We start from the raw sequence: 25,486 nt of genomic DNA on the forward strand, positions 1-25,486 counted from the left end.
CGCGCCGCGAGGGCGGGCCCGCCGGTGCCACCGGCCCGGACGCGCCGCGCTGCCCGGCGCCGGCCTCAGCCGTTGAGCACCTTGATCGGGGCGCCCTTGGCATAGGCCTGCACGGCCGCGAGCGCATTGCGGTAGAAGGCCTGGAAGTTTTCCTGGCTGACGTAGCCCAGGTGCGGCGTGAGGATCACGTTGTCGAGGTTGCGGATCACGTCGGTGGGCGGCAGCGGCTCCACCTCGAACACGTCCAGGCCCGCGCCGGCGATGCGGCCCTTGGCCAGCGTGTCGAGCAGCGCCTCCTGGTCGACCAGCCCGGCGCGCGAGGTGTTCACCAGGAACGCGGAGGGCTTCATGGCGGCCAGGGCGGCGGCATCCACGATGTGGCGGCTGCGCTCGCTCAGGATCAGGTGCAGGCTGATCACGTCGGCGCTCGAAAACAGCGTGTGCTTGTCCACCCGCGTCACGCCCGCCTCGGCGGCGCGCTCGTCGGTGAGGTTGGGGCTCCAGGCCACCACGTCCATGCCGAAGGCGCGGCCGACCTGCGCCACCGCCTGGCCCAGCTTGCCCAGGCCCAGCACGCCCAGGCGCTTGCCCGCCAGCGGGATCGGCATGCCGGTCTGCCACATGCCGCGGCGCATCGCGTCGTCTTCCTGCGGCAGGTGCTTGAACAGCGCGAGGATGTGGGCCCAGGCCAGCTCGGCCGTGGCCGTGTTGGCGTCGGCGCTGCCGGGCGCGCCGCACACCACGATGCCGCGCGCGCGGGCCTCGTCCATGTCGATCGCGTTGTTGCGCAGGCCGGTGGTGACCAGCAGGCGCAGGTTCGGCAGCGCGCGCAGCAGCGCGGCCGGGAACGGCGTGCGCTCGCGCATGGCCACGATCACGTCGAACTGCGCCAGCGCGTTGGCGCGCACGTCGTCGCCCTCGGGCAGCGCATTCTGGAACACCTGCACGCGCGCGTCGGGGCCCAGGCTGGACCAGTCCGCATAGCGTTCGGCCACGTCGTGATAGTCATCGAGAATCGCGATTTCCACTTTCTTGTCTCCGGAGCAATGTCGTTCGTCAGTGTGTGCGATGGCGGGCCGGGCCCGCAAAAACAAACGGCCCGCAGGTGCGGGCCGTGGAATCACTTGAGTCGTTCCTGCAGCTGGTCCAGCGGCAGGGCGCCGCTGGCGCGCGAGCCGTCGGCAAAGAACAGCGTGGGCGTGCCGCGCACCATCAGCTGGCGGCCCAGCGCCACCATCTGGTCGATCGGCGCGTCGCATTGCACCGAGGCCGGGCGCTTGCCGCGCAGCATCCAGTCGTCCCAGGACTTGCCGGGGTCGCTGGCGCACCAGATGTCGCGCACCTTGGTGGTGGAGTCGGGCGAGAGGATGGGGTAGAGGAAGGTGTAGACGGTGATGTTGTCCACGTCTTCGAGGGTGTGGCGCAGCTGCTTGCAGTAGCCGCAGTTCGGATCCTCGAAGATCGCGACCTTGCGCGAGCCGTCGCCCTTGACCTGCTTGATGGCCTGGTCGAGCGGCAGCTGGTCGAACTCGACCTGGCCGAGCTTTTCCTGGCGTTCCGAGGTCACGTCGCGGCGCGTCATGGCGTCGATCAGCGGACCTTCCATGACCCAGGTCACCTTCTCGTCGGTGTAGATCAGGTCCATGCCCACCTGCACCTCGAACAGGCCGTAGGGCGTGCGGCGCACCGTGGTCACGTCGAAGTTGGTGAAGCGCTGCTTGAAGCGCGACTTCACCTCGTCGGCCACGGGATCGGGCGGCGTGACGGAGGCGGTGCTGTAGACCTTCTCGCCCTTTTTCGCGGGCTGGCCGATGTCGTTGGTGGAGGTCACCTTGTCGCCCGCGGCCGGTGCCTGCGGGTTGGCGGTGGAATACACCTTGTCGGCGGCGTGGGCGCCCGCCGCGGCCAGCGCGAGGGCGCAGGCCAGGGGCAGGGAATGGCGGATGTTCATGCGGACTCCTGTTCGTACGGGGCGGGGCGTCGTTGCGCTCGCGGCAGGTCTGTCTGACCGTGCCGGCCCGGAATTAGTTGCGCGAGGCACCGTCGATCAGCTGACGCTTCACGAAGGGCAGTGCGTCGACCCACTGCATGCCGGCGTTGCGCAGCCACACCAGCGGCGCGGCGCGCGCGCCGAACAGCCGGTGCAGGCCGTCGGTGGCCAGGCGCATCGCCAGCACGGGCTCGGCGCGGGCGCGCTGGTAGCGGCGCAGCACGCGGATGTCGCCGGCCTCGCGGAAGGCTTCGCGCCTGGCCACGACCTCGGCCAGCGCCTGCACGTCGCCCAGGCCGAGGTTCAGGCCCTGGCCGGCGAGCGGATGCAGGCGGTGGGCCGCGTCGCCCGCCAGCGCGATGCCCGGCGCCACCATCTGGGCGCGTTCGAGGGTCAGGGGGAAGCCATGCAGCTTGCTGCGCACGCGCAGCGCGCCCAGGCGGCCGTGGGTCGCGTCGGCGAGGCGGCGCGCCAGCTCGGTGGCCTGGTCGTCGGGAGAGAGCGCCAGCAGCGCGCGCGCGGGCTCCTCGCGCATCGACCACACCATCGAGACCTGCGCGCCCGCGCTCGTGTCGGGCATGGGCAGCAGGGCCAGCACGCCGTCGTCGCGGAACCATTGCAGGGCGGTGCCCTGGTGGGCGCGCTCGGCGTCGAGGTGCACCACCAGGCCCACGTCGTGATACGAGGTGGCCTCGTGCTTCAGGCCGGCGGCCTCGCGCAGCGGCGAAGCGGCGCCGTCGGCGCCCACGAACAACTCGGCCTGCAGCACGCGATCGGCGTCGGTGCGCACCTCGCCGGCACGCCAGCTCACGCAGCGCTCCTCGATCCAGGGGATGCCGAACATCTGCACGGCCTGCGCCAGCACGCGCTCGATTTCGCCCGACTCGACGATCCAGGCCAGTTGCGGCTGGGCCGCCTGCCAGGCGTTGAGATCGACGCGGCCGTCGCCGTCGCCATGGATCTCCATGGCGGTGACCGGCGTGAGCCGCGCCTGCGGCATCGCGCCCCACACGCCCAGCTCGGCCAGGAAACGCTGGCTGGCGGGCGAGATGGCGTAGACGCGCGGGTGATAGAGGTCGGGGGTGACCGGCGCCACCGGGCTGCGCGGCGCCAGCACGGCCACGCGCTGGCCGCGGCGGGCCAGCGCCAGCGCGGTCGAGAGGCCGACGATGCCGGCGCCGAGGATCAGGACCTGGTGCTTCATCGCGCGCTCGGCTCCCCGGCCTGCTTGGGCCACAGCAGCCACATCTGGCCGCGCTGCTTCATGCGGCCCGCCTGCTGGCCGGCTTCGTCGCCGAAGCCCCAGTAGTAGTCGGCGCGCGCGGCGCCCTTGATGGCCGTGCCGGTGTCCTGCGCGAACACCAGGCGCTGCAGCGGCCGCTCCGAGGCGGGATAGGTGGTGGCCAGGAACACCGGCGTGCCGAGCGGCACGAAGGTGGGGTCGACCGCGATCGAGCGGCCGGCGGCCAGCGGAATCGCGTAGGCGCCCTTGGGACCCTGCTCGGGATCCACCACCGCCTCTTCGCGGAAGAACACCACGGCCGGGTTGGCGTTGAGCATTTCCTGCGTGCGGCCCGGATTGCGCTGGGCCCAGGCGCGGATGTTCTGCATGGAGGCCTGGTCGGCACGCAGCTCGCCGCGGTCGATCAGCCAGCGGCCGATCGACACGTAGGGCTGGCCGTTGTGGTCGGCGTAGGCCACGCGGATGGTCTTGCCGGCGTCGGGCCCGTCGGTGAGCAGCACGCGGCCCGAGCCCTGCACCTGCAGGAAGAAGTTGTCGACCGGATCATCGATCCAGGCCAGCACGGGCGGCTTGCGGTCGGAGGCCTCGAGCGCGGCGCGCGTGTCGTAGGGCACCACGCGGCGCCCGTCGAGCTTGCCGCGCACCCGCTTGCCGGCCAGGTCGGGGTAGACCGAGCCCAGATCGATGGTGAGCAGGTCGCTCGGCACCGTGTAGAGCGGCCATTGATGCTTGCCGCCCGCCACGCGCGAGCCGCGCACCAGCGGCTCGTAGTAGCCCGTGACGGTGTTGGTGGCCGGCTTGCCGTCGGCGCCGTTGACGCGCCAGGGCTGCAGCCAGGTCTGGATGAAGCGGCGCACGGCGGCGGCGTCGCCGGGGGCGGGCGCGCGGGCCGGATCGGCCGCGGCGGCGCACACCGGCTGCCAGGCGCGCGGCGTGGCGCGTGCCGGCGCGGCGAGGTTGCCGGAGGTCGGGCGCATCAGGCCCTTGCAGTTGCGGATCACCAGCGGCCACAGGCGCGACAGGTCGTCGCTGTCCCAGCCGGGCAGCTCGCTGTAGTTGACCCGCTGATAGCGGCCGGCGAGCGCGCGCGCCGGCGTGTCCGGCAGCGCCGACACCGACGGCACCGTGAGCGGGCCTTCGGCCGGCGGGGGCGTGATGCCGCCGGGCTGCTCGTCGGGCGGGATTTCCTGGGTGGTGGTGCATGCCGCCAGCAAAACCGACAGCACGGACAGACTAAGAAGGCGCTTCATGGGCGGAAAATCGGTTGCGGCCGGCGCGGGCTGCGCCGGCGGGATCAATGCAGGGTGCGGGGCATGGCCAGCACGAATTCGGTGATGGGCACTTCGAACGGGATGCCGTTCTCGCCCACGCAGTGATAGGTGCCGCGCATGGTGCCGACCGGGGTCGGCAGCGGACAGCCGCTGGTGTATTCGAAGGTTTCGCCGGGCGCCAGCAGCGGCTGCTGGCCCACCACGCCGAGGCCGCGGACCTCCTGGACGCGCTGGTTGCCGTCGGTGATGACCCAGTGGCGGCTGATGACCTGGGCCGGATTCGACCCGGTGTTGGTGATGCGCACCGTGTACGCGAACACGAATTGCTGTTGACTGGGATCGGACTGCTCCGGCACGAATCGAGGGGTCACGGATACGGTCAGATCGTAAGGTTTCACAGGCCTATCCCGGTGTGGCGCATGAGAGGGGGACGCAACGGCGGCTGGCGGCCGCCGACGCGGCGGTCCGGGGCGAAGAAGTAACCGAGCTCCCGGGCCGGGGCGTCAAGCTGCAATAATTGCACATTATGCCCCCGGAAATCCCGATCACCATGTCCACGCCGGTCACCACCCGCATCGCTCCCAGCATTCTATCCGCCGATTTCGCTCGCCTGGGCGAAGAGGTCCGCAACGTCGTCGCCGCGGGCGCCGACTGGATTCACTTCGACGTGATGGACAACCACTACGTGCCCAACCTCACCATCGGCCCGATGGTCTGTGCGGCGATCCGTCCCCATGTGAATGTCACGATCGACGTGCACCTGATGGTCGAGCCGGTGGACGAGATCGTGCCGATGTTCGCCAAGGCGGGCGCCAACATGATCACCTTCCACCCCGAGGCCAGCCGCCACGTCGACCGCACCCTCCAGCTGATCCGCGACAACGGCTGCAAGGCCGGCCTGGTGTTCAACCCGGCCACGCCGCTCTCGTACATGGACTACGTGATGGATCGCCTCGACATGGTGCTGCTGATGTCGGTGAACCCCGGCTTCGGCGGCCAGTCGTTCATCCCGTCCACGCTCACCAAGCTGCGCGAGGCGCGCGCCCGTATCGACGCCTGGACCCGGGCCGGCGGCCAGCCGATCCTGCTGGAGGTCGACGGGGGCGTGAAGGTCGACAACATCGCCGAGATCCGCGCGGCCGGCGCGGACACCTTCGTGGCCGGCTCCGCCATCTTCGGCAAGCCCGACTACAAGGCCGTGATCGACCAGATGCGCGCCGAGATCGCCCGCGCCGAAACCCTGTCCGCCTGACTCATCTAGGAAATACGCCGTGTCCGCCACGCCCCTGCTCGCCGCCCTGCTCGACCTCGACGGCACCCTGCTCGACTCCGTTCCCGATCTCGCCCACGCGGCCAACGCCATGCGGGTCGAGCTCGGCATGGCGCCGCTGCGCGAAGATGTGATCGCCACCTTCGTGGGCAAGGGCGTGGACAACCTCGTGCGCCGCACGCTGGCCGGCAGCCTCGATGCCGCGGCCCCCGACGACGCGCGCTTCGCCGAGGGCCGCGCCTCGTTCTACCGCCATTACCACCTGGTCAACGGTGACAAGGCGCGCGTGTTCGACGGCGTGATCGAAGGCCTGAAGGCGATGCGCGCCCAGGGCCTGAAGCTCGCGGTGGTCACCAACAAGCCCACCGAGTTCACGCTGCCGCTCATGCAGCGCACCGGCCTGGCCGGCTTCTTCGAGGCCGTGGTGTGCGGCGACACCTGCGAGCGCCGCAAGCCCGATCCCGACCAGGTGCTGCACGCCCTGGCCGCCTTCGGCGTCGCGCCCGAGCAGGCCGTGACCATCGGCGATTCGATCAACGACGCGCTGGCCGGCCGCCGCGCGGGTACCGCGGTGCTGGCCGTGCCCTATGGCTACAACGAAGGCATGGACGTGCGCACCCTGGACGTTGATGGTATAGTCGACACGCTGCTTGACGCCGCCCAGTGGATCGCCGATCGCAACGCCAAATCCGGCGCCGCGAAAATCGAAACCCCGGCCCAGGCCTGAACAACCCCAAGCGACACCCGATTCAATGAACGCTCGCCCCTCGAACCGAATGCGCAACGCCTCGTGGCGTTGGTGGCGTTTGTCTTCCGGGTGGCGATGATTCCCTTCCCGGCCTTGACGCGTGCACCGCGCCAACGCCGTAAGCTGTAAAAGCAGCAGCCAAGCCCGGAACCCTCACAGGACCGGGCTTTTTCACATGCGTGCCCGGTCTGTCGCAACCTACACCGACCCAGACCCGACATGACCGAAATCGAATTCAAGGCACTGGCCGCCCAGGGCTACAACCGCATCCCGCTGGTCGCCGAGACCTACGCGGACCTCGACACGCCGCTGGCCATCTACCTCAAGCTGGCCCACAGCGGCCCGCAGGGCGGGCGCATGAGCTGCCTGATGGAGTCGGTGGTGGGCGGCGAGCGCTTCGGCCGCTACTCCTTTATCGGCCTGCCGGCCCGTACCGTGATCCAGGCGCGCGGCACCCACACCGAGGTGCTGACCGACGGCAAGGTCGTCGAGACTCACGACGGCGATCCGCTGGCCTTCATCGAGGCCTACCAGGCGCGCTTCAAGGTGGCCCTGCGCCCCGGCATGCCGCGCTTCTGCGGCGGCCTGGCCGGCTACTTCGGCTACGACACGGTGCGCCACATCGAGCCGCGCCTGGGCCCGGCCGTCAAGCCGTTCCCGGCCGGCATGGACGAGGGCACGCCCGACATCATGCTGCTGCACGTCGACGAGCTCGTGATCGTCGACAACCTGGCCGGCCGCATCTACCTGATGGTCTACGCCGACCCCGCCCAGCCCGAGTCTTACAGCCGCGCCCAGCAGCGCCTGCTCGACCTGCGCGCCCGCCTGCGCCGCGCCGTCGAGATCCCCTACAGCCACGCCAGTATGCAGACCGAGGAGCGGCGCGACTTTTCCAAGGAGGATTACCTCGCCGCCGTGCGCCGCGCCAAGGAATACATCGCGGCCGGCGACCTGATGCAGGTGCAGGTGGGCCAGGTCATCGCCAAGCCGTTCCGCGACGCGCCGCTCTCGCTCTATCGCGCGCTGCGCTCGCTCAACCCCTCGCCCTACATGTACTTCTGGAACTTCGGCGACTTCCAGGTGGTGGGCGCCTCGCCCGAGATCCTGGTGCGCCAGGAGCAGGTGGTCGAGAACGGCGCGCCCAAGTCGCAGATCACGATCCGCCCGCTGGCCGGCACGCGCAAGCGCGGCGGCACGCCCGAGGAAGACCAGGCGCTGGCCGCCGAGCTGCGCGCCGATCCCAAGGAGATCGCCGAGCACGTCATGCTGATCGACCTGGCCCGCAACGACGTCGGCCGGGTGGCCGAGACCGGTTCGGTGCGGGTGAGCGACACCATGGCCATCGAGCGCTATTCGCACGTGATGCACCTGGTCTCCAACGTCACCGGCAACCTCAACCCGGGCATGAGCAGCATGGACGTGCTGCGCGCGGCCTTCCCGGCCGGCACGCTCACCGGCGCGCCCAAGGTGCGCGCCATGGAGATCATCGACGAGCTCGAGCCCGTGCGCCGCGGCATCTACGGCGGCGCGGCCGGCTACCTGAGCTATGGCGGCGAGATGGACGTGGCCATCGCGATCCGCACCGGCGTCATCAAGAACGGCACGCTGTACGTGCAGGCCGCGGCCGGCATCGTGGCCGACTCCAGCCCCGAGGCCGAATACGCCGAGACCGAGGCCAAGGCGCGCGCGGTGCTGCGCGCCGCCGAGCAGGTCCAGCACGGCCTGGACGAGCCCATCTGAGGCCCCCGACCCACACTTCCAGGCCTGCGGGCCCCACCGGATTAGCGAGACAGACATGCTGTTGATGATCGACAACTACGATTCCTTCACCTACAACCTGGTGCAGTACTTCGGCGAGCTGGGCGAAGACGTGCGCGTGGCGCGCAACGACCAGATCACGCTCGAGGAGATCGCCGCGCTCGGGCCCGACCGCATCTGCGTGTCGCCCGGCCCCTGCTCGCCGGCCGAGGCCGGCATCTCCGTGGCCGCGATCCGCGCCTTCGCCGGCAAGCTGCCCATTTTGGGCGTGTGCCTGGGCCACCAGGCCATCGGCGCCGCCTACGGCGGCGACATCGTGCGGGCGCAGCAGATCATGCACGGCAAGACCGTGAGCATCCAGCACACCGGCACCGACATCTTCACCGGCCTGCCCAGCCCCTACACCGTGATCCGCTACAACTCGCTCACGATCGATCCGGCCACCCTGCCCGACGAGCTGCAGGTCACCGCCACGGCGCCCGATGGCGACATCATGGGGGTGGCGCACAAGACCCTGCCGCTGTACGGAGTACAGTTCCATCCGGAGTCGGTGCTGAGCGAGCACGGCCACGCGATGCTGCGCAACTTCCTCAATCTCTGACCCATCCAGGAGCACCCAAGTGACGATCTCTCCCACCGAAGCGCTCGTGCGCTGCATCGAACACCGCGAAATCTTCCACGACGAGATGCTGCATCTGATGCGCATGCTGATGCGCGGCGAGATGTCGCCGCAGATCGCCAGCGCGCTGCTGATGGGCCTGCGGGTCAAGAAGGAAACCGTGGGTGAAATCACGGCGGCCGCGCAGGTGATGCGCGAGTTCGCGACGCCCGTGGTCACGCCCAATCCCGAAGACCTGCTCGACATGTGCGGCACCGGCGGCGACGGCAGCCACACCTTCAACATCTCGACCACCGCCATGTTCGTGGCCGCCGCCGCCGGGGTGCCGATCGCCAAGCACGGCAACCGCAGCGCCTCGTCGTCGTCGGGCAGCGCCGACGTGCTGGAGGCGCTGGGCGCCAACCTCACGCTCACGCCCGACGAAGTGGCCGAGTGCATCACCGCCACCGGCATCGGCTTCATGTTCGCGCCCGCCCATCACGGCGCCATGAAGAACATCGCCGCGGTCCGCAAGGAGCTGGCGGTGCGCACCATCTTCAACATCCTCGGCCCGCTGACCAATCCCGCCGGTGCGGCCAACCAGCTCATGGGCGTGTTCCATGCCGACCTGGTCGGCATCCAGGTGCGCGTGCTGCAGCGGCTCGGCTCGCGCCACGTGCTGGTGGTGCACGGCAAGGACGGCATGGACGAGGCCTCGCTGGGCGCGGCCACGCTGGTGGGCGAGCTCAAGGACGGCGAGGTGCGCGAATACGAGATCCACCCCGAGGACTACGGGCTATCCATGATGTCCAACCGCAGTATCAAGGTGTCCAATCGCGAACAGTCGCGTGAACTTGTCATCGAAGCGCTCGAGAATGTCGAAGGCGCCGCCCGGGACATCGTCGCGCTGAACGCGGGTCTGGCCATTTATGCCGGCAACAAGGCCGAGTCCATCCCCGCGGCGCTTAAACTGGCGTTCGAACTGATCTCCAACGGCGCAGCCCGCGCCAAGCTGGAGGAGTTCTGCGCTTACACCCGGAAATTCCAGAAATGAACGATATCCTCGCGAAGATCCTGGCCATCAAGGCCGAGGAAGTCGCCACCGCACGCCAGCTGCGCAGCGAATCCGAACTGCTGCGCGAAGCCCAGGCACGCCAGGACGTGCGCGGCTTTGCCCAGGCGATCGAAGACAAGATCGCCGCCGGCAAGCCCGGCGTGATCGCCGAGATCAAGAAGGCATCGCCCTCCAAGGGCGTGCTGCGCGAGAACTTCGACCCCGCCGCCATCGCGTCGAGCTATGCCGCGCACGGCGCGGCCTGCCTGTCGGTGCTCACCGACGTGCAGTTCTTCCAGGGCTCGCACGACAACCTGCGCCGCGCGCGCGCGGCCTGCCCGCTGCCGGTGCTGCGCAAAGACTTCATCATCGATCCCTACCAGATCATCTCGGCCCGCGCGATGGGCGCCGACTGCGTGCTGCTGATCGTGGCCGCGCTGTCGCCCACCCAGCTGCGCGAGTACGAGCAGGTCGCGTTCGACCTGGGCCTGGACGTGCTGGTGGAGGTGCATGACGCGGCCGAGCTCGAGGTGGCGCTCACGCTCAACACGCCACTGCTCGGCATCAACAACCGCAACCTGCGCACCTTCGAGACCAGCCTGCAGAACACGCTCGACCTGCTGCCGCGCATTCCGGCCGGCAAGCGCGTGGTCACCGAGAGCGGCATTCTCACGCCCGAAGACGTGAAGCTGATGCGCGACCACGAGGTCGATGCGTTCCTGGTGGGCGAGGCCTTCATGCGCGCGCCCGATCCGGGCGTGGAGCTCGCCCGCATCATGATGGCCTGAGGCCGCGCGGGCCCGGCCCGCGGGCGCCCCGCTGGCCGTGACCAGACCGCGCGGTTCAGGCCACGCGCTTGCGCGCGGGGCGGCCCTGGCGGCGGTACAGCGTGCTGCGATGCACGCCCAGCAGGCGCGCCGCCTGCGACACATTGCCTTCGCACTGCGCCAGCACGGCGTCGATGCGCGCGGCCGCCAGTGTCTGCAGCGTGTCGCCCGGCCCGGACTGCGTGGCCGTCGCGGCCGTGGCGACGGCCAGGCCGTCGGGCAGCATGTCGGCGCGCACCGCGCCGCTCTCCGAGGCCAGCACGGCCAGGGCGCGCAGCACCGACACCATCTGACGGAAGTTGCCCGGCCACGGCTGGGCCGCCAGCCGCGCCTCGAGCTCGGGCGGCAGCGCGATGTCCTCGGCCAGGCCGTGCCAGAGCTGGCGCACCAGCCGCGCACGGTCGCCGCGCGCGCGCAGCGGCGCCAGCGCCACCGTGTATTCGGCGATGCGGAAATACAGGTCGGGGCGCACCGGCGCGCTCGCGTCGTCGGCCGCCAGCGGCCGGTGGGTGGCGCAGATCAGGGCGAAGTCGAGCGGCACCGCCTGCGCGCCGCCGAGCGGCGTGACCTCGCGCGCCTGCAGCACCCGCAGCAGCCGCGCCTGCAGGGCCAGCGGCATGTCGCCGATCTCGTCGAGAAACAGCACGCCGCCCTCGGCCTGGCGCAGCAATCCCTTGCTGCCGTGGCGCCGCGCGCCGGTGAAGGCGCCGTCTTCGTAGCCGAACAGCTCGGCCTCGATCAGCGCCTCGGGCAGCGCCGCGCAGTTGACCGCCACGAAGGGCTTGCCGGCGCGGGCGCTGCGCGCATGCATGGCGCGCGCGAACACCTCCTTGCCGGTGCCGGTCTCGCCCTGCAGCAGCACCGCCACGCCCGCGTCCTGCATGCGCACCGCGCGCGCCAGCGCCATGCGCGTCGCGTCGTCGAACACGGCCGCAGGCTCGATGCGGGGCGAGCCCGGCGTGCGCGCCGGCGCGGCGGCGGGCGGCGTGCGGGCCGGCGCCTGCGGCAGGGGCCGCAGCGGCGCGCGCAGCCGCGCATGCCAGCGCCGGCCGTCGGGCGACTGCCGCAGCGCGAGCGCCTCGTGCAGCGCACCCTCGAACAGGTCGTGATAGCGCAGCACGCCCAGCGCGGCCGCGTCGAGCGCCAGCCAGGCCAGCGCGTGGCGATTGGCGCCGACCAGCCGCTCGCCTTCGAACGCCAGCACGGCCTCGGCCGGCGTGGCGAGGCGGGTGGGATCGCCATGCAGCCCCAGCAGCGTGCAGTGCGCGTAATCGTGTTCGAACACCGCATGCTCGGCCAGGTCGACCGCCTGCCGCACTCGCGCCAGCGTGCGCGGCATGTCGCGTGCCGGACCCGACAGGTCGAGCACGCCGAGCAGGCGGCCGCGCGCATCGCTCACGGGCACGGCCGAGCAGGTGAGGATGTGGTTGGGCTCGAAGAAATGCTCGCCGCCATGCACCGACAGCGCGCGGCCCTCGACCAGCGCGGTGCCGATCGCGTTGGTGCCGGCCATCGACTCGTCCCAGCGCGCGCCCGGCATCAGCGCCACGCGCGAGGCGCGCGACGCGAAGGCCGGATCGCCGCGCGTGTCGAGCACCAGGCCCTGCGCGTCGGTGAGGATCACCAGGCCGTCGCGCCCCTGCGGGCAGGCGGCCAGCATGTCGAGCGCGGGCCGGCACATGCGCCGCAGCGCCTCGTTGCGCTCCTGGGCCACGCGCAGCTCGGATTGGGTGATGGGCTCCTGCGGCCGCTGGGCGCGCATGTCGTGGCCGAGATCGGCGCAGCGGCGCCACGAGCGCAGGATGGGCTCGGCCACGCTGCCGCCGGGCACGGCGCCCTGTTCGGCGAACAACAACCTGGCGGTGGCCAGTCCTGGGGGCGGATTGCGGGCCATGGCGGTGTCTCCGGGGCGCGCACGCGGGCGGCCCATGGGGGTTGTGCGGCGTTCTGCGACGCCTGTCGCGCGACACTGTCGCGATTCGCGACAGCCCGCCGCGCGGCGCTGTGAGCGGCCTACTTTCGCACGCGCGATGCGCGCCTGTAAAGCCGCGTCCGGCCCTACAAAAAGGGGCGCATCGCCCGCCCGGGGCGCGTCCTGGCACAGGCTTTGCTTGATTCCCTGCAGGCACCGCGCCAGCGGCGCCGCACAGCACAACAACGGAGACAAGGACATGGACATCGCGACCCGACTCGCGCCGGACACCTACGGCACCCCGCTGGACATCAAGTCCCAATACGGCAACTTCATCGGCGGCAAGTGGGTGCCCCCGGTGGGCGAGGAGTACTTCGACAACATCACGCCGGTGACCGGCGCGGTGCTGTCGCGCCACGCGCGCTCGGGCGAGCGCGACATCGAGCTGGCGCTGGATGCTGCCCACAAGGCCGCGCCGGCCTGGGGCGCGACGCCGCCCGCCGATCGCGCGCGCGTGCTGTTCCGCATCGCCGACGCGATCGAGGCCAACCTGGAGCTGCTCGCCACCGCCGAGACCTGGGACAACGGCAAGCCGATCCGCGAGGCGCGCGCCGCCGACATTCCGCTGGCCATCGATCACTTCCGCTACTTCGCCTCGGCCATCCGCGGCCAGGAGGGCTCGCTGTCGGAGATCGATCCCGACACGGTGGCCTACCACTTCCGCGAGCCGCTCGGCGTGGTCGGCCAGATCATCCCGTGGAACTTCCCGATCCTGATGGCCGCGTGGAAGCTCGCGCCCGCCATCGCCGCCGGCAACTGCGTGGTGCTCAAGCCGGCCGAACAGACGCCGCTGGGCATCCTGATGCTGGCCGAGCTGATCGCCGACATCGTGCCGCCGGGCGTGCTCAACATCGTGACCGGCTTCGGCCTGGAGGCGGGCAAGCCGCTCGCGTCGAACAAGCGCATCGCCAAGATCGCGTTCACCGGCGAGACCACCACCGGCCGTCTCATCATGCAGTACGCCTCGCAGAACATCATCCCGGTCACGCTCGAGCTGGGCGGCAAGTCGCCCAACATCTTCTTCGAGGACGTGGGCCAGCACGACGACGACTTCTTCGACAAGGCCATCGAGGGCTTCGTGATGTTCGCGCTCAACCAGGGCGAGGTCTGCACCTGCCCGAGCCGCGCGCTGATCCACGAGTCGCTCTACGACCGCTTCATGGAGCGCGCGCTCAAGCGCGTGGCGCAAATCAAGCAGGGCAATCCGCTCGACGCCGACACCATGATCGGCGCGCAGGCCTCCAGCGAGCAGCTCGAGAAGATCCTGTCGTACCTCGACATCGGCCGGCAGGAAGGCGCCGAGGTGCTGGCGGGCGGCGCGCGCGCCACCTTCGAGGGTGCCATGCGCGAGGGCTATTACGTGCAGCCCACCGTGTTCAAGGGCGACAACCGCATGCGCGTGTTCCAGGAGGAGATCTTCGGCCCCGTGGTGGCGGTGACGACCTTCAAGAACACCGAGGAGGCGCTGTCGCTCGCCAATGACACGCTCTACGGGCTGGGCGCCGGCGTCTGGTCGCGCGACATCAACACCTGCTACCGCATGGGCCGCGCGATCAAGGCGGGGCGGGTCTGGACCAACTGCTATCACGCCTATCCCGCGCATGCGGCATTCGGCGGCTACAAGCAATCGGGCATCGGGCGCGAGACGCACAAGATGATGCTCGACCACTATCAGCAGACCAAGAACCTGCTGGTGAGCTACAGCCCGAAGAAGCTCGGCTTCTTCTGACCGTCGCTCGTGTGTGCCTGGCGCGGCGGGGTCGCCGCGCCAGCGAGGGAAGCGGCCAGGGCGCGCGCCGCGCGTCTCGCCGTGCAACGCTGACAGGAGGAACGAAGCATGGCAAACACCATGAAAGCCGCGGTCGTACGCGCGTTCGGCAAGCCCCTGAGCATCGATGAAGTGCCGATCCCCCAGCCCGGTCCGGGGCAGATCCAGGTCGCGGTGCAGGCCTCCGGCGTGTGCCACACCGATCTGCACGCGGCCGAGGGCGATTGGCCGGTCAAGCCCCAGCCGCCCTTCATCCCGGGCCATGAGGGCGTGGGGTTCGTCTCGGCCGTGGGCGCCGGCGTGAAGCACGTCAAGGAGGGCGACCGGGTCGGTGTGCCCTGGCTCTACAGCGCCTGCGGTCATTGCCGCCACTGCCTGGGCGGCTGGGAGACGCTGTGCGAGTCGCAGCAGAACACCGGCTACTCCGTGAACGGCGGCTTCGCCGAATACGTGGTCGCGGATCCCGCGTACGTGGGGCACCTGCCGGCCAACATCGGCTTCCAGGAGATCGCGCCGGTGCTGTGCGCGGGCGTGACGGTCTACAAGGGGCTCAAGGTTACCGACACCAAGCCGGGCGACTGGGTGGTGATCTCCGGCATCGGCGGCCTCGGCCACATGGCCGTGCAGTATGCGCGGGCGATGGGCCTGAACGTCGTGGCCGTCGACGTCGACGACGCCAAGCTGGACTTCGCGCGCCGCCTCGGCGCCGCCGTGACCGTGAACGCCCGCACCTCGGAAGACCCGGCCGCCGAGGTCAAGCGCGAGACGGGCGGCGGCGCGCAGGGCGCGCTCGTCACCGCGGTCTCGCCCAAGGCCTTCCAGCAGGCCATGGGCATGGTGGCGCGCGGCGGCACGATCTCGCTCAACGGCCTGCCGCCGGGCGATTTCCCGCTGCCGATCTTCGACGTGGTGCTCAGCGGCATCACGGTGCGCGGCTCGATCGTGGGCACCCGGCTGGACCTGCAGGAGTCGCTCGACTTCGCGGCCGCGGGCAAGGTGGCGGCGACGGTCAGCACGGCGTCGCTCGACGACATCAACACGGTGTTCGACAAGATGCACAAAGGCCAGATCGAAGGCCGCATCGTGCTCGACATCGGCAACTGAGCGTGCGGCCCGGCGTCCGGGCCGGGCCGCCCGTCTGCTCCAGGAGACTCGCCATGAACACGCCCCGCGTGCTGGTCACTCCGGCCGCGCTCGACCTGATCGCCACGCTGCGCGCCAAGCACGGTCCGCTGATGTTCCATCAATCCGGCGGCTGCTGCGACGGCAGCGCGCCCATGTGCTATCCGGCCGGCGAATTCCTGGTCGGCGGCGCCGACGTGCTGCTGGGCGAGATCGACGGCTGTCCGTTCTACATGAGCGCGGCGCAGTTCGAGTACTGGGAACACACCCAGCTCACGATCGATGCCGTGCCCGGCCGCGGCGGCGCCTTCTCGCTCGACAGCGCAGAAGGCCGGCGCTTCCTGGTGCGCTCGCGCCTGTATTCCGATGCGGAGTGGGCCGGCGTGGCGCCGGTGACGCGCGGCTAGCGCGCTCAGGGCTTGCGCGGCGGCGCGGGCGGCTGCGCGGCGGCCACGCCGGTCTCGCCGTCGCGGTGCTGCCAATGGAACACCACGCGCCGGATGCGCGCGGCGCGGAACTGGGGCATGGAACGGCCGCCCGGCATGGGCGCGCCGCGCAGGGCACTGATTGCGTTTTTCATCGTCCGCCTGAAACCTCGATGAAGGAGCCGGTGGAATAGCCCGCTTCATCGGAAAAGAACCACATCACGGCGCCCGCCACTTCCTCGGGCGTGCCGCCGCGTTGCAGCGGCGTCGAGTCCTTGAGACGGTCGACCCGCCCCGGCTCGCCGCCGTCCGCATGCATTTCGGTATAGATGAGGCCGGGGCGCACGCCGTTGACGCGGATGTTGTCCGCGGCCACTTCGCGCGCCAGGCCGATGGTGAGGGTGTCGAGCGCGCCCTTGGAGGCGGCGTAGTCGACGTATTCGCCGGCCGCGCCGAGCCGGGCGGCGGCCGAGGAGACGTTCACGATCGCGCCGCCCTGCCCGCCCCGGCGCGGCGCCATGCGGCGCACCGCTTCGCGTGCGCAGATCAGCGCGCCGGTCACGTTGGTGGCGAGGATGCGCGTGACACGCGCCGCGTCCATGTCTTCCACGCGCATCTGGCGATCGAGGATGCCGGCGTTGTTGATGAGGCCGTCGAGCCGGCCCCATTCCTGGTCCACCCGCTCGAACAGGGCCTCCACCTGTGCCTCGTCGGCCACGTCGGCCTGCACCGCGATGGCGGTGCCGCCCTGCGCGCGGATGGCATCCACCACGGCCAGCGCCGGCACTTCGCGTTCACGGTAGTTGACGCAGACGGCATAGCCGCGGCGCGCGGCCAGCAGCGCGCAGGCGGCGCCGATGCCGCGGCTTGCGCCGGTGATGATCATGACGGGTTGCGTGTGGGGCATGGCGGGCGGCTCGCTGGAGGGTGAAAGGCGTGAGCGTATCAGGTGCGGGCGCCCTGCCGGCCGCAGGCCCAGTCGAGCGCATCCTCGAGGCGGTCATTGCCCCAGAACATCTCGCCCTCGACCAGAAAGGTGGGCGCGCCGAAGATGCCATGCTGGCGCGCGCGGTCGACCTGGCGCCGCAGCGCCTCCTTGGTGGCTTCGGCGCGGGCCTGCGCGATCAGCGCGTCGGCGTCGAGCGCGAGCGTCTGCAGCAGCGCCCGCACCACGTCCTCGTTCTGGATGTCCTCGTCGCGGACGAAGTTGGCGTCGAACACCGCCTTGCAGAAGGCGAGGCCCCACGGCTGGGCCTGCCCGAGCAGCGCCACGCGCGCGGGCAGCACGCCGACGCGCGGGAACACCGCCGGCCGCTCATAGGGCACCCCATACTTGGCCGCCAGGCGCGCGATGTCGCGCATCATGTAGGCGCCCTTGCCCGGGAACAGGCGGAACGGCGAATCGTTCCAGCCCTGCGCCTGGAAGATGGGGCCGAGCAGGAAGGGCCGCGGCGCCACCGGCACGCCGGCGGCCTGCGCGAGCGGCTCGATGCGCGCCAGCGCCAGGTAGCTGTAGGGACTGGCAAAGTCGAACCACATTTCGACCTGGGAGGGGGCGGGCACGGTCACGGGGCAGGCTCCGTTGGGGAAAGAATCGCGACCTGCGCATCCGGCAGGCCGCCCAGAACGACGTCGCGATCGTTGTCCAGCAGCTTCGATTGGCCGGTGCCGAGCACGCAGTCGGCGGCCGGACGGATCTCCGACAGCCAGACCGTCCCGCCCAGGCACAGGATACGGGTGCCGGCCGCGCGCTTCAACACCAGGGTCGAGCGGCGGTCCAGGGTGAATCGCATTCCTGCGGTGCAGCAGATCCGGACATCTTCGAGGGCCATGCCCGTACCTCGCCGCGTGAATGCGAAGCTGCCCTGGCGGCAGGATCGCTTGAGTCGTACGGGCTATTTGACGCTCAGGGAGTAACATCGCTCAAGCGACATCTGGGCTCGCATCGCATGAGTTTGTGGAATGTCATCGTCCCTCGCCAAGCTTCCGCCTCTCGATCTCGTGCGCGGCTTCGTCGCCGTGGCGCGGCGCATGAGCATCACGCAGGCCGCGCTCGACCTGCACGTGACGCAGTCGGCCGTGAGCCGCCAGATCCGCACGCTCGAGGCCCATCTGGGCGTGACCCTGCTCAAGCGCGGCTTCCGTTCGGTGTCGCTCACCCCCGAGGGCGCGCAGCTGTTCCGGCTCGCCGATCCCTGGCTCACCGAGCTGGGCGAGCTCATCGCGCCCTGGACCGAGCCGGGCCGGCGCACGCCGGTCACCGTCACCACCACCATCGGCGTGGCCTCGCTGTGGCTGCTGCCGCGCCTGGGCGCCTTCCAGGCCGCGCATCCCGACATCGACGTGCGGGTGGCGGCCGACAACCGCGTGCTCGACCTGGAGCGTGAAGACGTGGACATCGCCATCCGCTACGCACCGCGGGCCGCGGCCGGCGACGGCGCGGTGTGGATGTTCGGCGAGTCGGTGCTGCCGGTGGCGCGCCCCGAGCTGCGCCTCGCGCGGCTGGACGCCGGCTCGCTGGCCGGCCAGGTGCTGCTCGAATTCGAAGATCCCGCGCGGCCCTGGCTGCAGTGGCCGGGATGGTTGCATGCGCACGGATTGGGCCGCGTCGCGCCGCGCGCCATGCTGCGCTTCAATCAGTACGACCAGGTGGTGCAGGCCGCGCTGGCGGGCCACGGCGTGGCGCTGGGCCGCCAGGCGCTGATCGCGCCCATGCTGGCCGACGGCCGTCTCGTGCCGGTGGGGCCGGCGCATGCGCCCGACCTGGCCTATTGGCTGGTGCGGTGCCCCGGTCGCGACAGCCGCGATTGCGCCATCGTGGCGCGCTGGCTGGCCGAAGAGGCGCGCGCTACCGCGCTGGCGCTGGCCGCATGAAAAACGCGCGGCGAGCCGCGCGTCGGGGATCGTGCAGCGCGCGGGCGCGTCAGGACACCCGCACCTCTGCCGGGCCCTCGGCCATCTCGCCGATCACGCAGGCGGCCTCGAAGCCGCCGCGCCGGAAGGTGTCGAGCACCCGCGTCACGGTATCGGGTGCGCACGCAACCAACAGCCCGCCGGAGGTCTGCGGATCGGTCAGCAGCGCGCGCGCGGCCGCGTCCACCGAATCGCCCAGCCGGATCGCGTCGCCATACGAGGCCCAGTTGCGGCCCGAGGCGCCGGTGATCACGCCTTCGGCCGCCAGCGCCTGCACGCCGGCGAGCCAGGGCAGGTCGGACAGGCACAGCTGCGCGGTGAGGCCGGCGCCGCGCGCCATCTCCAGCGTGTGGCCGAGCAGGCCGAAGCCGGTGACGTCGGTCATGGCATGCACGCCCTCGAGCTGCGCCAGCTCCGCGCCGGGGCGGTTGAGCAGCGTGGTCGCGCCGATCATGGCCGCATAGCCGGCCGCGTCGAGACGGTTTTTCTTCAGCGCCGCCGAAAGAATGCCCACGCCCAGCGGCTTGCCCAGCACCAGCACGTCGCCGGCACGCGCGTCGGCATTGCGCTTGATGCGCTTGGGGTGCACCAGGCCCATCGCGGCCAGGCCGTAGATCGGCTCGACCGAGTCGATGCTGTGGCCGCCCGCGACGGCGATGCCCGCGTCGGCACAGACCGATTCGCCGCCGCGCAGGATCTCGGCGATCACGGCGTGCGGCAACACGTTGATCGGCATGCCGACCAGCGCCAGGGCCATGATCGGCCGGCCGCCCATCGCATACACATCGGACAGCGCATTGGTGGCGGCGATGCGGCCGAAGTCGAACGGATCGTCGACGATGGGCATGAAAAAGTCGGTGGTGGCGATCAGCGCCTGCTCGTCGTTCAGGCGATAGACCGCGGCGTCATCGGCGGTCTCGGTGCCGACCAGCAGGTTGTCGTCGCGCACCGCCTGCGGCGCGAAGCCCTTGAGCAGTTCCGAGAGCACGCCCGGCGCGATCTTGCAGCCGCAGCCGCCGCCGTGCGAGAGCGAGGTCAGCCGCGGGACATCGGCGGCAGGAGAGGAGGTAGCGTCGGCCATCTGAAGGGTTCCTGGAGCGGTGAGCGTGCCGACGAGGATAGCACCCGGGGCGGCTTTGGTTCTATGATCGACGGACTGCGCCCGGCAACGCGTGCGGCGCAGCGCAGGCCTTTGCCATCCGCGCACGGCGAGCATCGTGTGCGGCCCGCCATCCGTCTCCACCGTGCGTGGGAGGAACCATGGACCGCCGTCAATTTCTCCACCTGACTTCCGCCGCCGGCGCGCTCTGCGCCACGGGCCTGGGCGCCGTCGCCCGCGCCGCCACCGGCAATCCGCTGAACTCGAGCTGGCGCTCGTTCGAACTCACCACCCAGGTCGACGTGCTCGATGCCGGCGCGCATCCGCGTCTGTGGATCCCGGTGCCCTATGCCACCGACACCGACTACCAGCGCAACGTGAAGACCACCTGGCAGGTCGAGGGCGGCGGCCAGGCCGCGCTGCACCAGGGCAGCGATCACGACGTGCAGATGCTCGGCGCCGAATGGCAGCAGGCCGCCACGGGGCCGCGCCGCATCACCGTCACGAGCACCTTCGAGACCCGCAATCGTCGCGTCGATCTCGACGCCGGGCCGTCTGCCGACGCGCCGCGCGAGCCCCGCGCCACGCTCGCCCATTACCTGGCGCCCACCTCGCTGCTGCCCACCGACGGCATCGTGAAGGAGACGGCCGACCGCATCACGCGCGGCCATCAGGGCGACATGGCGCGCGCCCGCGCCATCTACCAGTGGGTGGTCGAGAACACCTGTCGCACCGCGGCCACGCGCGGCTGCGGCATCGGCGACGTGCGCTACATGCTCACCGCCAACGACCTGAACGGCAAGTGTGCCGACATCAATTCGCTGTTCGTGGCGCTGGCGCGTGCCTCCGGCATTCCCGCGCGCGACGCCTACGGGCTGCGCGTGGCCGACTCGCAACTGGGCTACAAGAGCCTGGGCAAGGCCGGCGACGTGACGCGCGCGCAGCATTGCCGCGCCGAGTTCTATGCCGACGGCTATGGCTGGGTGCCGGTGGATCCGGCCGACGTGCGCAAGGTCATGCTGGAAGAGCCGCCGGGCGAATTGCCGCTCGGCCATCCGCAGGTGCGCGCGGCGCGCGTGATGCTGTTCGGCAACTGGGAGATGAACTGGGTCGCCTACAACCACGGCCATGACGTGGCGCTGCCCGGCTCGAAGCAGGGTCCGGTGCCGTTCCTGATGTACCCCAACGGCGAAACGGCCGACGGCAGGCTCGACAGCCTCGACCCCGATCACTTCCGCTACCGCATCACCGCGCGGCCGCTGAGCGCCTGATGGCCGACGTGGCGGCCGGACGCCGGCGCTGGCTGGCCGCGCTCGCCACGGCGCCGCTGGCCCGCGCCGGCGCCGCAACGGCAACACTCGCCGCCGCACTCGCCGCCGCACTCTCTGCCACGCGCGCCCATGCGGAGGGCGTGAGCGACGACGCGCTGCGCCGGGCCACGGGGCCCGACTGGGCGCCCTGGCGCGGCGGCGCCACGCCGGCGCTCGATCTGCCCGCGCTCGACGGCGCGGCACACACGCTGGCGCAGGCGCGCGGGCAGGTGGTGCTGCTGAGCTTCTGGGCCAGCTGGTGCGAGCCCTGCCGCGACGAGTTTCCGGAGATGGCCGCGCTGGTGCGCGCGCAGGCGGGGCGCGGCCTGCGGCTGTGGGCGGTCAACCATGGCGAGTCGCGGCCACGCATCGATGCGTTCCTGGCGCGCTTTCCGCTGCCCGACACCGTGCTGCATGATCGCAACGGCACGGCGGCGCGCGACTGGCGCGTGCTCGGCATGCCGGCGAATTATCTGGTGGATCGCAAGGGGCGCCTGCGCTATTGGCACCTGGGCGCGCTCGACTGGCGCCGGCCGGCCGTGGTGGCGGCGGTGACGAGCCTGCTCGACGAGCCGGCCTAGAGAGGATGGCGGAAGGCAGCAGGAGTCGAACCTACCTGGGAACGTCTGACGTCCCCAACTGGGTTTGAAGCCCAGCCGTGCCACCGGGCACGCATGCCTTCCGACGGTGATGCAGGCCGCGACGCGGCGCGGACCCTATGATAGCCAAGGCCCGCGGGCCTGTCTCGCTCAGTCGCCGCGCTCGAACATGTCGGCCGCGCCGCGCATCACGTGCAGGTCGCGCAGGCGCCGCGTGTAGCCCACCCGGTCGAAGAACTCCAGCACCTGCACCGCGCGCTTGCGGCCCAGGCCGGTCAGGTCGCGAAAGGCCGCGGCCTCCGCGCCGCCCTGGGTCTCGCACAGCTGGCGCACCAGCTGCGCCATGCGCCGCACGGCAAGCCGGTGATAGAACAGATCGCGCACCACCTGCGCCACGTCGCCGCGTCGCAGCAGCTTGCGCAGCAGCTGCCGCACCCGTTCCTCGGGCACCTCGTGCTGGCGCGCCAGGTCACGCACCCACGGCGGATCGAAGGCGCCGTGTTCCAGGTCGGGCAACAGGCGCTGCGCCAGCACGGACTCGTCGTCGGAGAGCGTCACGGCATGCCCCGGACGATGCAGCCAGGGGCCGTTGCGCTGGGCCAGGCCCTGCGTCTGCGCGCCCTCCACCAGCGCCTGCCACAGCGCGTCGTCGGCGCCCGGCAGCGCCATGCGGCGCAGGCGCGCGGCGTCGATCCCGGCCTCGTCGGGATTGCTCGCGTGGAAGGCATCGAGCGAGTCGGCCAGCTGGGCCAGCAGCGCCGCCCAGCGCGCGTGTGCGATCAGGGTGGGCGTGCCGCCCACGCGCGGCGCCACCCACAGCGCGCCGTCCGGCGCGGCGATCGCGGCGGCCGCCTGGCCGGTGAGATGCTGCACGGCGTCCTGCGTCAGGCCGAGCGGGGCCTGCTCCAGCAGGGGGCGCAGGCCCGCGCCGTCGAGGTAGTCGCCGACGGCGGCCAGCCAGTGCAGCCGGGCCGGGCTGCGGCGCTTGCGATCGGGCGCGTTGGCGTCGAGCACGCGGCCGCCGCCCAGCGTGCGGGTGGCCTGCGGATTGCGCACGATGCAGCGGTCGCCGGGCATCGCGCAGACGTCCGTATCGAACACCAGCTGCACCAGCCCCGTCTGGCCGGCCTCGAGCTGCTCGGGCGCGAGCGGCACGGCGTGCGCCAGATGGCGCGCCGCGCCGATGTGCACGTGCAGCGGCGTCCAGGGCCGCACGCGGGTGTCGTCGCCGGGCAGCAGGGTGAGCGCCACGTCGACGTGGCGCGAGGGCGTGAAGCAGCGCGCGTCGGCGATCCAGTCGCCGCGCGAGATGGCCTGTTTGTCGATGCCGGGCAGGTTGAGCGCGCAACGTTGTCCGGCCTGGCCGGTGGGGCTGGGCTGGTTCTGCGCGTGGATGCTGCGCACCCGCACCGGCGTGCCGGCCGGCATCAGCCGCAGGTCGGCGCCGTCGTCGCCGGCGTGGGCGCGGCCGTCGTGCACGGTGCCGGTCACGACGGTGCCGTGGCCGGCCAGCGTGAAGGCGCGGTCCACGGCGAGGCGGAACAGGCCCTCGGCCGCGGGCGCGGCGAGCGCCTGGGCCTGGCCGTGCAGCGCGGCGCGCAGGGCCTGCGTGCCGGGATCGTCGGCGTGTTGGGCCGCCACCTCGAACACCGGCGCGCCTTCCAGGAAGCCGCCCTGCACCAGCGCCGCGATCTCGCCGTGCACCGCTGCGATGCGCGCCGCGTCGGCGCGGTCGCACTTGGTGAGCGCCACCGCGCCGCGCGGCACGCCGAGCAGGCGCAGGATCGCCAGGTGTTCGCGCGTCTGCGGCATCACGCCGTCGTCGGCGGCCACCACCAGCAGGCCGAAGTCGATGCCGCTGGCGCCGGCCGCCATGGTGTGCACGAGCTTTTCGTGGCCCGGCACGTCGATGAAGCCGAGCACCGAACCATCCGGCAGCGGCGTGTAGGCGTAGCCCAGCTCGATCGAAATGCCGCGTGCCTTCTCTTCCTTGAGCCGGTCGGTGTCGACGCCGGTCAGGGCGCGCACCAGCGTGGTCTTGCCGTGGTCGATGTGACCGGCCGTGCCGATGATCATGCGAGCGGCTCCGCCAGCTGCGCCAGGAACGCGGTCTCGTCGCGCGCCTCCAGGCAGCGCAGGTCGAGCCACAGCGCGTCGGATTCGACGCGGCCGATCACGGGCCTGGGCAGGCCGCGCAGCTGCGCCTGCAGCCGCTCCAGGTGGCGTCCGGGACGACCCGGGCCGAGGTGACGGATCGCCAGGCCGGCGCTGGGCAGCTGGTCGACCGGCAGCGCGCCGCTGCCGATCTGGCTGAACATGGCGGCGATCTCGACGCCGAAGCCGGGCCCCGCGGCCAGCTGCACGCTGGCGCGCACGCGCTCGGCGGTTTCCTGGATCAGGCGCTGCGGCCGCGTCAGCAGGCGCAGCGTGGTGAGGCGCTCGGCCAGGTGCTCGGGGGCGCGGTACAGCGCCAGCACGGGCTCGAGCGCGGCCAGCGTGAGCTTGCCCACGCGCAGCGCCCGCTTGAGCGGGTTTTTCTTGATCTTGCGGATCAGGTCGGCGCGGCCGGCCAGCAGGCCGGCCTGCGGCCCGCCCAGCAGCTTGTCGCCGCTGAAGGTGACGAGGTCGGCGCCGGCGGCGATGGTCTCGCGCACGGTGTCCTCGCGCGGCAGCCCGTATTGGGTGAGGTCGATCAGCGTGCCGCTGCCCAGGTCGACCGTGGCGGGCAGGCCGCGCGCATGCGCCATGGCCGCCACCTCGGCCACGCTCACGCTCTTGGTGAAGCCGGTGACGGCGTAGTTGCTGCAATGGACCTTCATCAGCATCGCGGTGCGCGCGCCGATGGCGTTGTCGTAGTCGGCGGCGTGCGTGCGGTTGGTGGTGCCCACCTCGACCAGCCGCGCACCGGCGCGCTTCATGATGTCGGGGATGCGGAACGCGCCGCCGATCTCCACCAGCTCGCCGCGCGACACCACCACCTCGCGGCGGTCGGCCAGCGCGTTGAGCATCAGCAGCACGGCGGCGGCGTTGTTGTTGACCACGGTGGCGGCCTCCGCGCCCGTGAGCTCGCACAGCAGGTCTTCGACCAGATCGTCGCGGTCGCCGCGCGCGCCCGTGGCGAGATCGAATTCGAGGTTGGCCGGCGTGGTGAGCGCGCGCACCACTGCATTCACGGCCTCGTCGGGCAGCAGGGCCCGGCCCAGGTTGGTGTGCAGCACCGTGCCGGTGAGGTTGAACATCGCGCGCAGGCGTGGCTCGGCCGCCTGGCGCAACGCGCCGGTGACCGCATGCAGGATCGAGGCGGGCTCGGCGCGGGTATGGCCCAGGGTGCCGGCCACGGCCTCGGCACGCAGTGTGTCGAGCTCGCGCCGCAGCGCCGCCACGACCTGGGAGCGGCCGTAGGCCTGGAGCAGCGCTTCGGCGCCGTCCAGCGCGAGCACGCGGTCGAGTGCCGGCAGGTCGGCCGGGCGCGCCATGCCTTGCGGCTGGCCGGCATCGGAGGCGGGCGAACGCATGCGC

General features: G+C 71.3%; 25 protein-coding genes and 1 tRNA gene. 12 read left to right on the forward strand and 14 right to left on the reverse strand.

From position 1 onward, the window contains the following. Nucleotides 1-65: 65 nt before the first annotated feature. The 5 genes from CEG14_RS01605 to apaG form a co-directional block, all read right to left on the reverse strand. On the reverse strand, nt 66-1,028 hold the full coding sequence (locus tag CEG14_RS01605) for a D-2-hydroxyacid dehydrogenase family protein (RefSeq protein ID WP_094824608.1): 963 nt from the start codon (nt 1,026-1,028) through the stop codon (nt 66-68). 92 nt (nt 1,029-1,120) lie between these two features. Then, the gene (locus CEG14_RS01610; protein ID WP_094824609.1) at nt 1,121-1,951 is read right to left on the reverse strand and encodes a DsbC family protein; all 831 of its coding nucleotides are present in this window, start codon (nt 1,949-1,951) and stop codon (nt 1,121-1,123) included. 73 nt (nt 1,952-2,024) lie between these two features. Then, the gene (locus CEG14_RS01615; protein WP_094824610.1) at nt 2,025-3,194 is read right to left on the reverse strand and encodes a UbiH/UbiF family hydroxylase; all 1,170 of its coding nucleotides are present in this window, start codon (nt 3,192-3,194) and stop codon (nt 2,025-2,027) included. Beyond that, a complete protein-coding gene (gene mltA, locus CEG14_RS01620; protein ID WP_094825242.1) occupies nt 3,191-4,483 on the reverse strand; it encodes a murein transglycosylase A in 1,293 nt (430 codons plus the stop codon). Before mltA ends, CEG14_RS01615 begins: the two co-directional genes overlap by 4 nt. 44 nt (nt 4,484-4,527) lie before the next feature. Then, the gene (gene apaG, locus CEG14_RS01625; protein WP_094824611.1) at nt 4,528-4,902 is read right to left on the reverse strand and encodes a Co2+/Mg2+ efflux protein ApaG; all 375 of its coding nucleotides are present in this window, start codon (nt 4,900-4,902) and stop codon (nt 4,528-4,530) included. Nucleotides 4,903-5,030: 128 nt separating this feature from the next. Here apaG and rpe point away from each other — a divergent pair, with 128 nt between their 5' ends. From rpe to trpC, 6 genes are all read left to right on the forward strand, one after another. Further along, nucleotides 5,031-5,756: a ribulose-phosphate 3-epimerase gene (gene rpe, locus CEG14_RS01630; RefSeq protein WP_373454161.1), complete on the forward strand. Its 726-nt coding sequence runs from the start codon at nt 5,031-5,033 to the stop codon at nt 5,754-5,756. Nucleotides 5,757-5,775: 19 nt separating this feature from the next. Next, the gene (locus tag CEG14_RS01635) at nt 5,776-6,501 is read left to right on the forward strand and encodes a phosphoglycolate phosphatase (RefSeq protein ID WP_255032071.1); all 726 of its coding nucleotides are present in this window, start codon (nt 5,776-5,778) and stop codon (nt 6,499-6,501) included. Between the two features lie 240 nt (nt 6,502-6,741). After that, nucleotides 6,742-8,262: an anthranilate synthase component I gene (gene trpE, locus CEG14_RS01640; protein WP_094824613.1), complete on the forward strand. Its 1,521-nt coding sequence runs from the start codon at nt 6,742-6,744 to the stop codon at nt 8,260-8,262. A 55-nt stretch (nt 8,263-8,317) separates the two neighbouring features. Continuing rightward, nucleotides 8,318-8,881 carry an anthranilate synthase component II gene (locus CEG14_RS01645; protein WP_094824614.1) on the forward strand — a complete coding sequence of 188 codons (564 nt, stop codon included), beginning with the start codon at nt 8,318-8,320 and terminating at the stop codon, nt 8,879-8,881. Between the two features lie 19 nt (nt 8,882-8,900). Then, nucleotides 8,901-9,932: an anthranilate phosphoribosyltransferase gene (gene trpD, locus CEG14_RS01650; RefSeq protein WP_094824615.1), complete on the forward strand. Its 1,032-nt coding sequence runs from the start codon at nt 8,901-8,903 to the stop codon at nt 9,930-9,932. After that, a complete protein-coding gene (gene trpC / locus CEG14_RS01655) occupies nt 9,929-10,720 on the forward strand; it encodes an indole-3-glycerol phosphate synthase TrpC (protein ID WP_094824616.1) in 792 nt (263 codons plus the stop codon). The genes trpD and trpC overlap by 4 nt, the downstream gene beginning before the upstream one ends. A 55-nt stretch (nt 10,721-10,775) precedes the next feature. On the opposite strand, the gene CEG14_RS01660 is transcribed toward trpC, so the two are convergent. Then, a complete protein-coding gene (locus tag CEG14_RS01660) occupies nt 10,776-12,653 on the reverse strand; it encodes a sigma-54-dependent Fis family transcriptional regulator (RefSeq protein ID WP_094824617.1) in 1,878 nt (625 codons plus the stop codon). 277 nt (nt 12,654-12,930) lie between these two features. On the opposite strand from CEG14_RS01660, the gene adh reads away from it, so the two are divergent. The 3 genes from adh to CEG14_RS01675 all read left to right on the forward strand — a co-directional run bounded on the left by adh (nt 12,931) and on the right by CEG14_RS01675 (nt 16,028). Then, the gene (adh, locus tag CEG14_RS01665) at nt 12,931-14,460 is read left to right on the forward strand and encodes an aldehyde dehydrogenase (protein ID WP_094824618.1); all 1,530 of its coding nucleotides are present in this window, start codon (nt 12,931-12,933) and stop codon (nt 14,458-14,460) included. A 108-nt stretch (nt 14,461-14,568) separates the two neighbouring features. Continuing rightward, nucleotides 14,569-15,603 (forward strand): alcohol dehydrogenase AdhP, encoded by a 1,035-nt coding sequence (adhP, locus tag CEG14_RS01670; RefSeq protein WP_094824619.1) that lies wholly within the window; start codon nt 14,569-14,571, stop codon nt 15,601-15,603. Nucleotides 15,604-15,656: 53 nt separating this feature from the next. After that, nucleotides 15,657-16,028: a DUF779 domain-containing protein gene (locus CEG14_RS01675; protein ID WP_094824620.1), complete on the forward strand. Its 372-nt coding sequence runs from the start codon at nt 15,657-15,659 to the stop codon at nt 16,026-16,028. A 5-nt stretch (nt 16,029-16,033) separates the two neighbouring features. Here the strand turns inward: CEG14_RS01675 and CEG14_RS26220 are convergent, their stop codons facing one another. Genes CEG14_RS26220 through CEG14_RS01690 form a run of 4 tightly spaced genes read right to left on the reverse strand, consistent with a single transcriptional unit; the run spans nt 16,034 to nt 17,878 of the window. Next, nucleotides 16,034-16,201 carry a hypothetical protein gene (locus tag CEG14_RS26220; RefSeq protein WP_176461349.1) on the reverse strand — a complete coding sequence of 56 codons (168 nt, stop codon included), beginning with the start codon at nt 16,199-16,201 and terminating at the stop codon, nt 16,034-16,036. Continuing rightward, complete coding sequence (locus tag CEG14_RS01680; protein WP_094824621.1) at nt 16,198-16,953, reverse strand: SDR family oxidoreductase; 756 nt, start codon at nt 16,951-16,953, stop codon at nt 16,198-16,200. Before CEG14_RS01680 ends, CEG14_RS26220 begins: the two co-directional genes overlap by 4 nt. Before the next feature lie 38 nt (nt 16,954-16,991). After that, nucleotides 16,992-17,585, reverse strand: a complete 594-nt coding sequence (locus tag CEG14_RS01685; protein WP_094825244.1) for a 2-hydroxychromene-2-carboxylate isomerase — start codon at nt 17,583-17,585, stop codon at nt 16,992-16,994. Nucleotides 17,586-17,611: 26 nt separating this feature from the next. Further along, nucleotides 17,612-17,878, reverse strand: a complete 267-nt coding sequence (locus CEG14_RS01690) for a DUF2917 domain-containing protein (protein WP_255032072.1) — start codon at nt 17,876-17,878, stop codon at nt 17,612-17,614. A 130-nt stretch (nt 17,879-18,008) separates the two neighbouring features. Here CEG14_RS01690 and CEG14_RS01695 point away from each other — a divergent pair, with 130 nt between their 5' ends. Then, complete coding sequence (locus CEG14_RS01695) at nt 18,009-18,920, forward strand: LysR substrate-binding domain-containing protein (protein WP_094824622.1); 912 nt, start codon at nt 18,009-18,011, stop codon at nt 18,918-18,920. 49 nt (nt 18,921-18,969) lie between these two features. On the opposite strand, the gene selD is transcribed toward CEG14_RS01695, so the two are convergent. Beyond that, complete coding sequence (selD, locus tag CEG14_RS01700; protein ID WP_094824623.1) at nt 18,970-20,040, reverse strand: selenide, water dikinase SelD; 1,071 nt, start codon at nt 20,038-20,040, stop codon at nt 18,970-18,972. A gap of 179 nt (nt 20,041-20,219) precedes the next feature. On the opposite strand from selD, the gene CEG14_RS01705 reads away from it, so the two are divergent. Together CEG14_RS01705 and CEG14_RS01710 are read left to right on the forward strand one after the other, a co-directional pair. Further along, the gene (locus tag CEG14_RS01705) at nt 20,220-21,329 is read left to right on the forward strand and encodes a transglutaminase-like domain-containing protein (protein ID WP_094824624.1); all 1,110 of its coding nucleotides are present in this window, start codon (nt 20,220-20,222) and stop codon (nt 21,327-21,329) included. Beyond that, nucleotides 21,329-21,949, forward strand: coding sequence for a TlpA family protein disulfide reductase (locus CEG14_RS01710; protein ID WP_094824625.1), 621 nt, complete (start codon nt 21,329-21,331; stop codon nt 21,947-21,949). The genes CEG14_RS01705 and CEG14_RS01710 overlap by 1 nt, the downstream gene beginning before the upstream one ends. Before the next feature lie 6 nt (nt 21,950-21,955). On the opposite strand, the gene CEG14_RS01715 is transcribed toward CEG14_RS01710, so the two are convergent. The 3 genes from CEG14_RS01715 to selA all read right to left on the reverse strand — a co-directional run bounded on the left by CEG14_RS01715 (nt 21,956) and on the right by selA (nt 25,482). Then, nucleotides 21,956-22,051 (reverse strand) — tRNA-Sec (locus CEG14_RS01715). A gap of 66 nt (nt 22,052-22,117) precedes the next feature. After that, entirely contained in the window at nt 22,118-24,043 is a 1,926-nt protein-coding gene (gene selB, locus CEG14_RS01720; RefSeq protein WP_094824626.1) for a selenocysteine-specific translation elongation factor, read from the reverse strand. Continuing rightward, on the reverse strand, nt 24,040-25,482 hold the full coding sequence (gene selA / locus CEG14_RS01725) for an L-seryl-tRNA(Sec) selenium transferase (protein WP_094824627.1): 1,443 nt from the start codon (nt 25,480-25,482) through the stop codon (nt 24,040-24,042). The genes selB and selA overlap by 4 nt, the downstream gene beginning before the upstream one ends. Between the last annotated feature and the right edge of the window lie 4 nt (nt 25,483-25,486).

The sequence above is a fragment of the Bordetella genomosp. 1 genome (assembly GCF_002261335.1).
In the GTDB taxonomy this organism is placed as follows: domain Bacteria; phylum Pseudomonadota; class Gammaproteobacteria; order Burkholderiales; family Burkholderiaceae_B; genus Bordetella.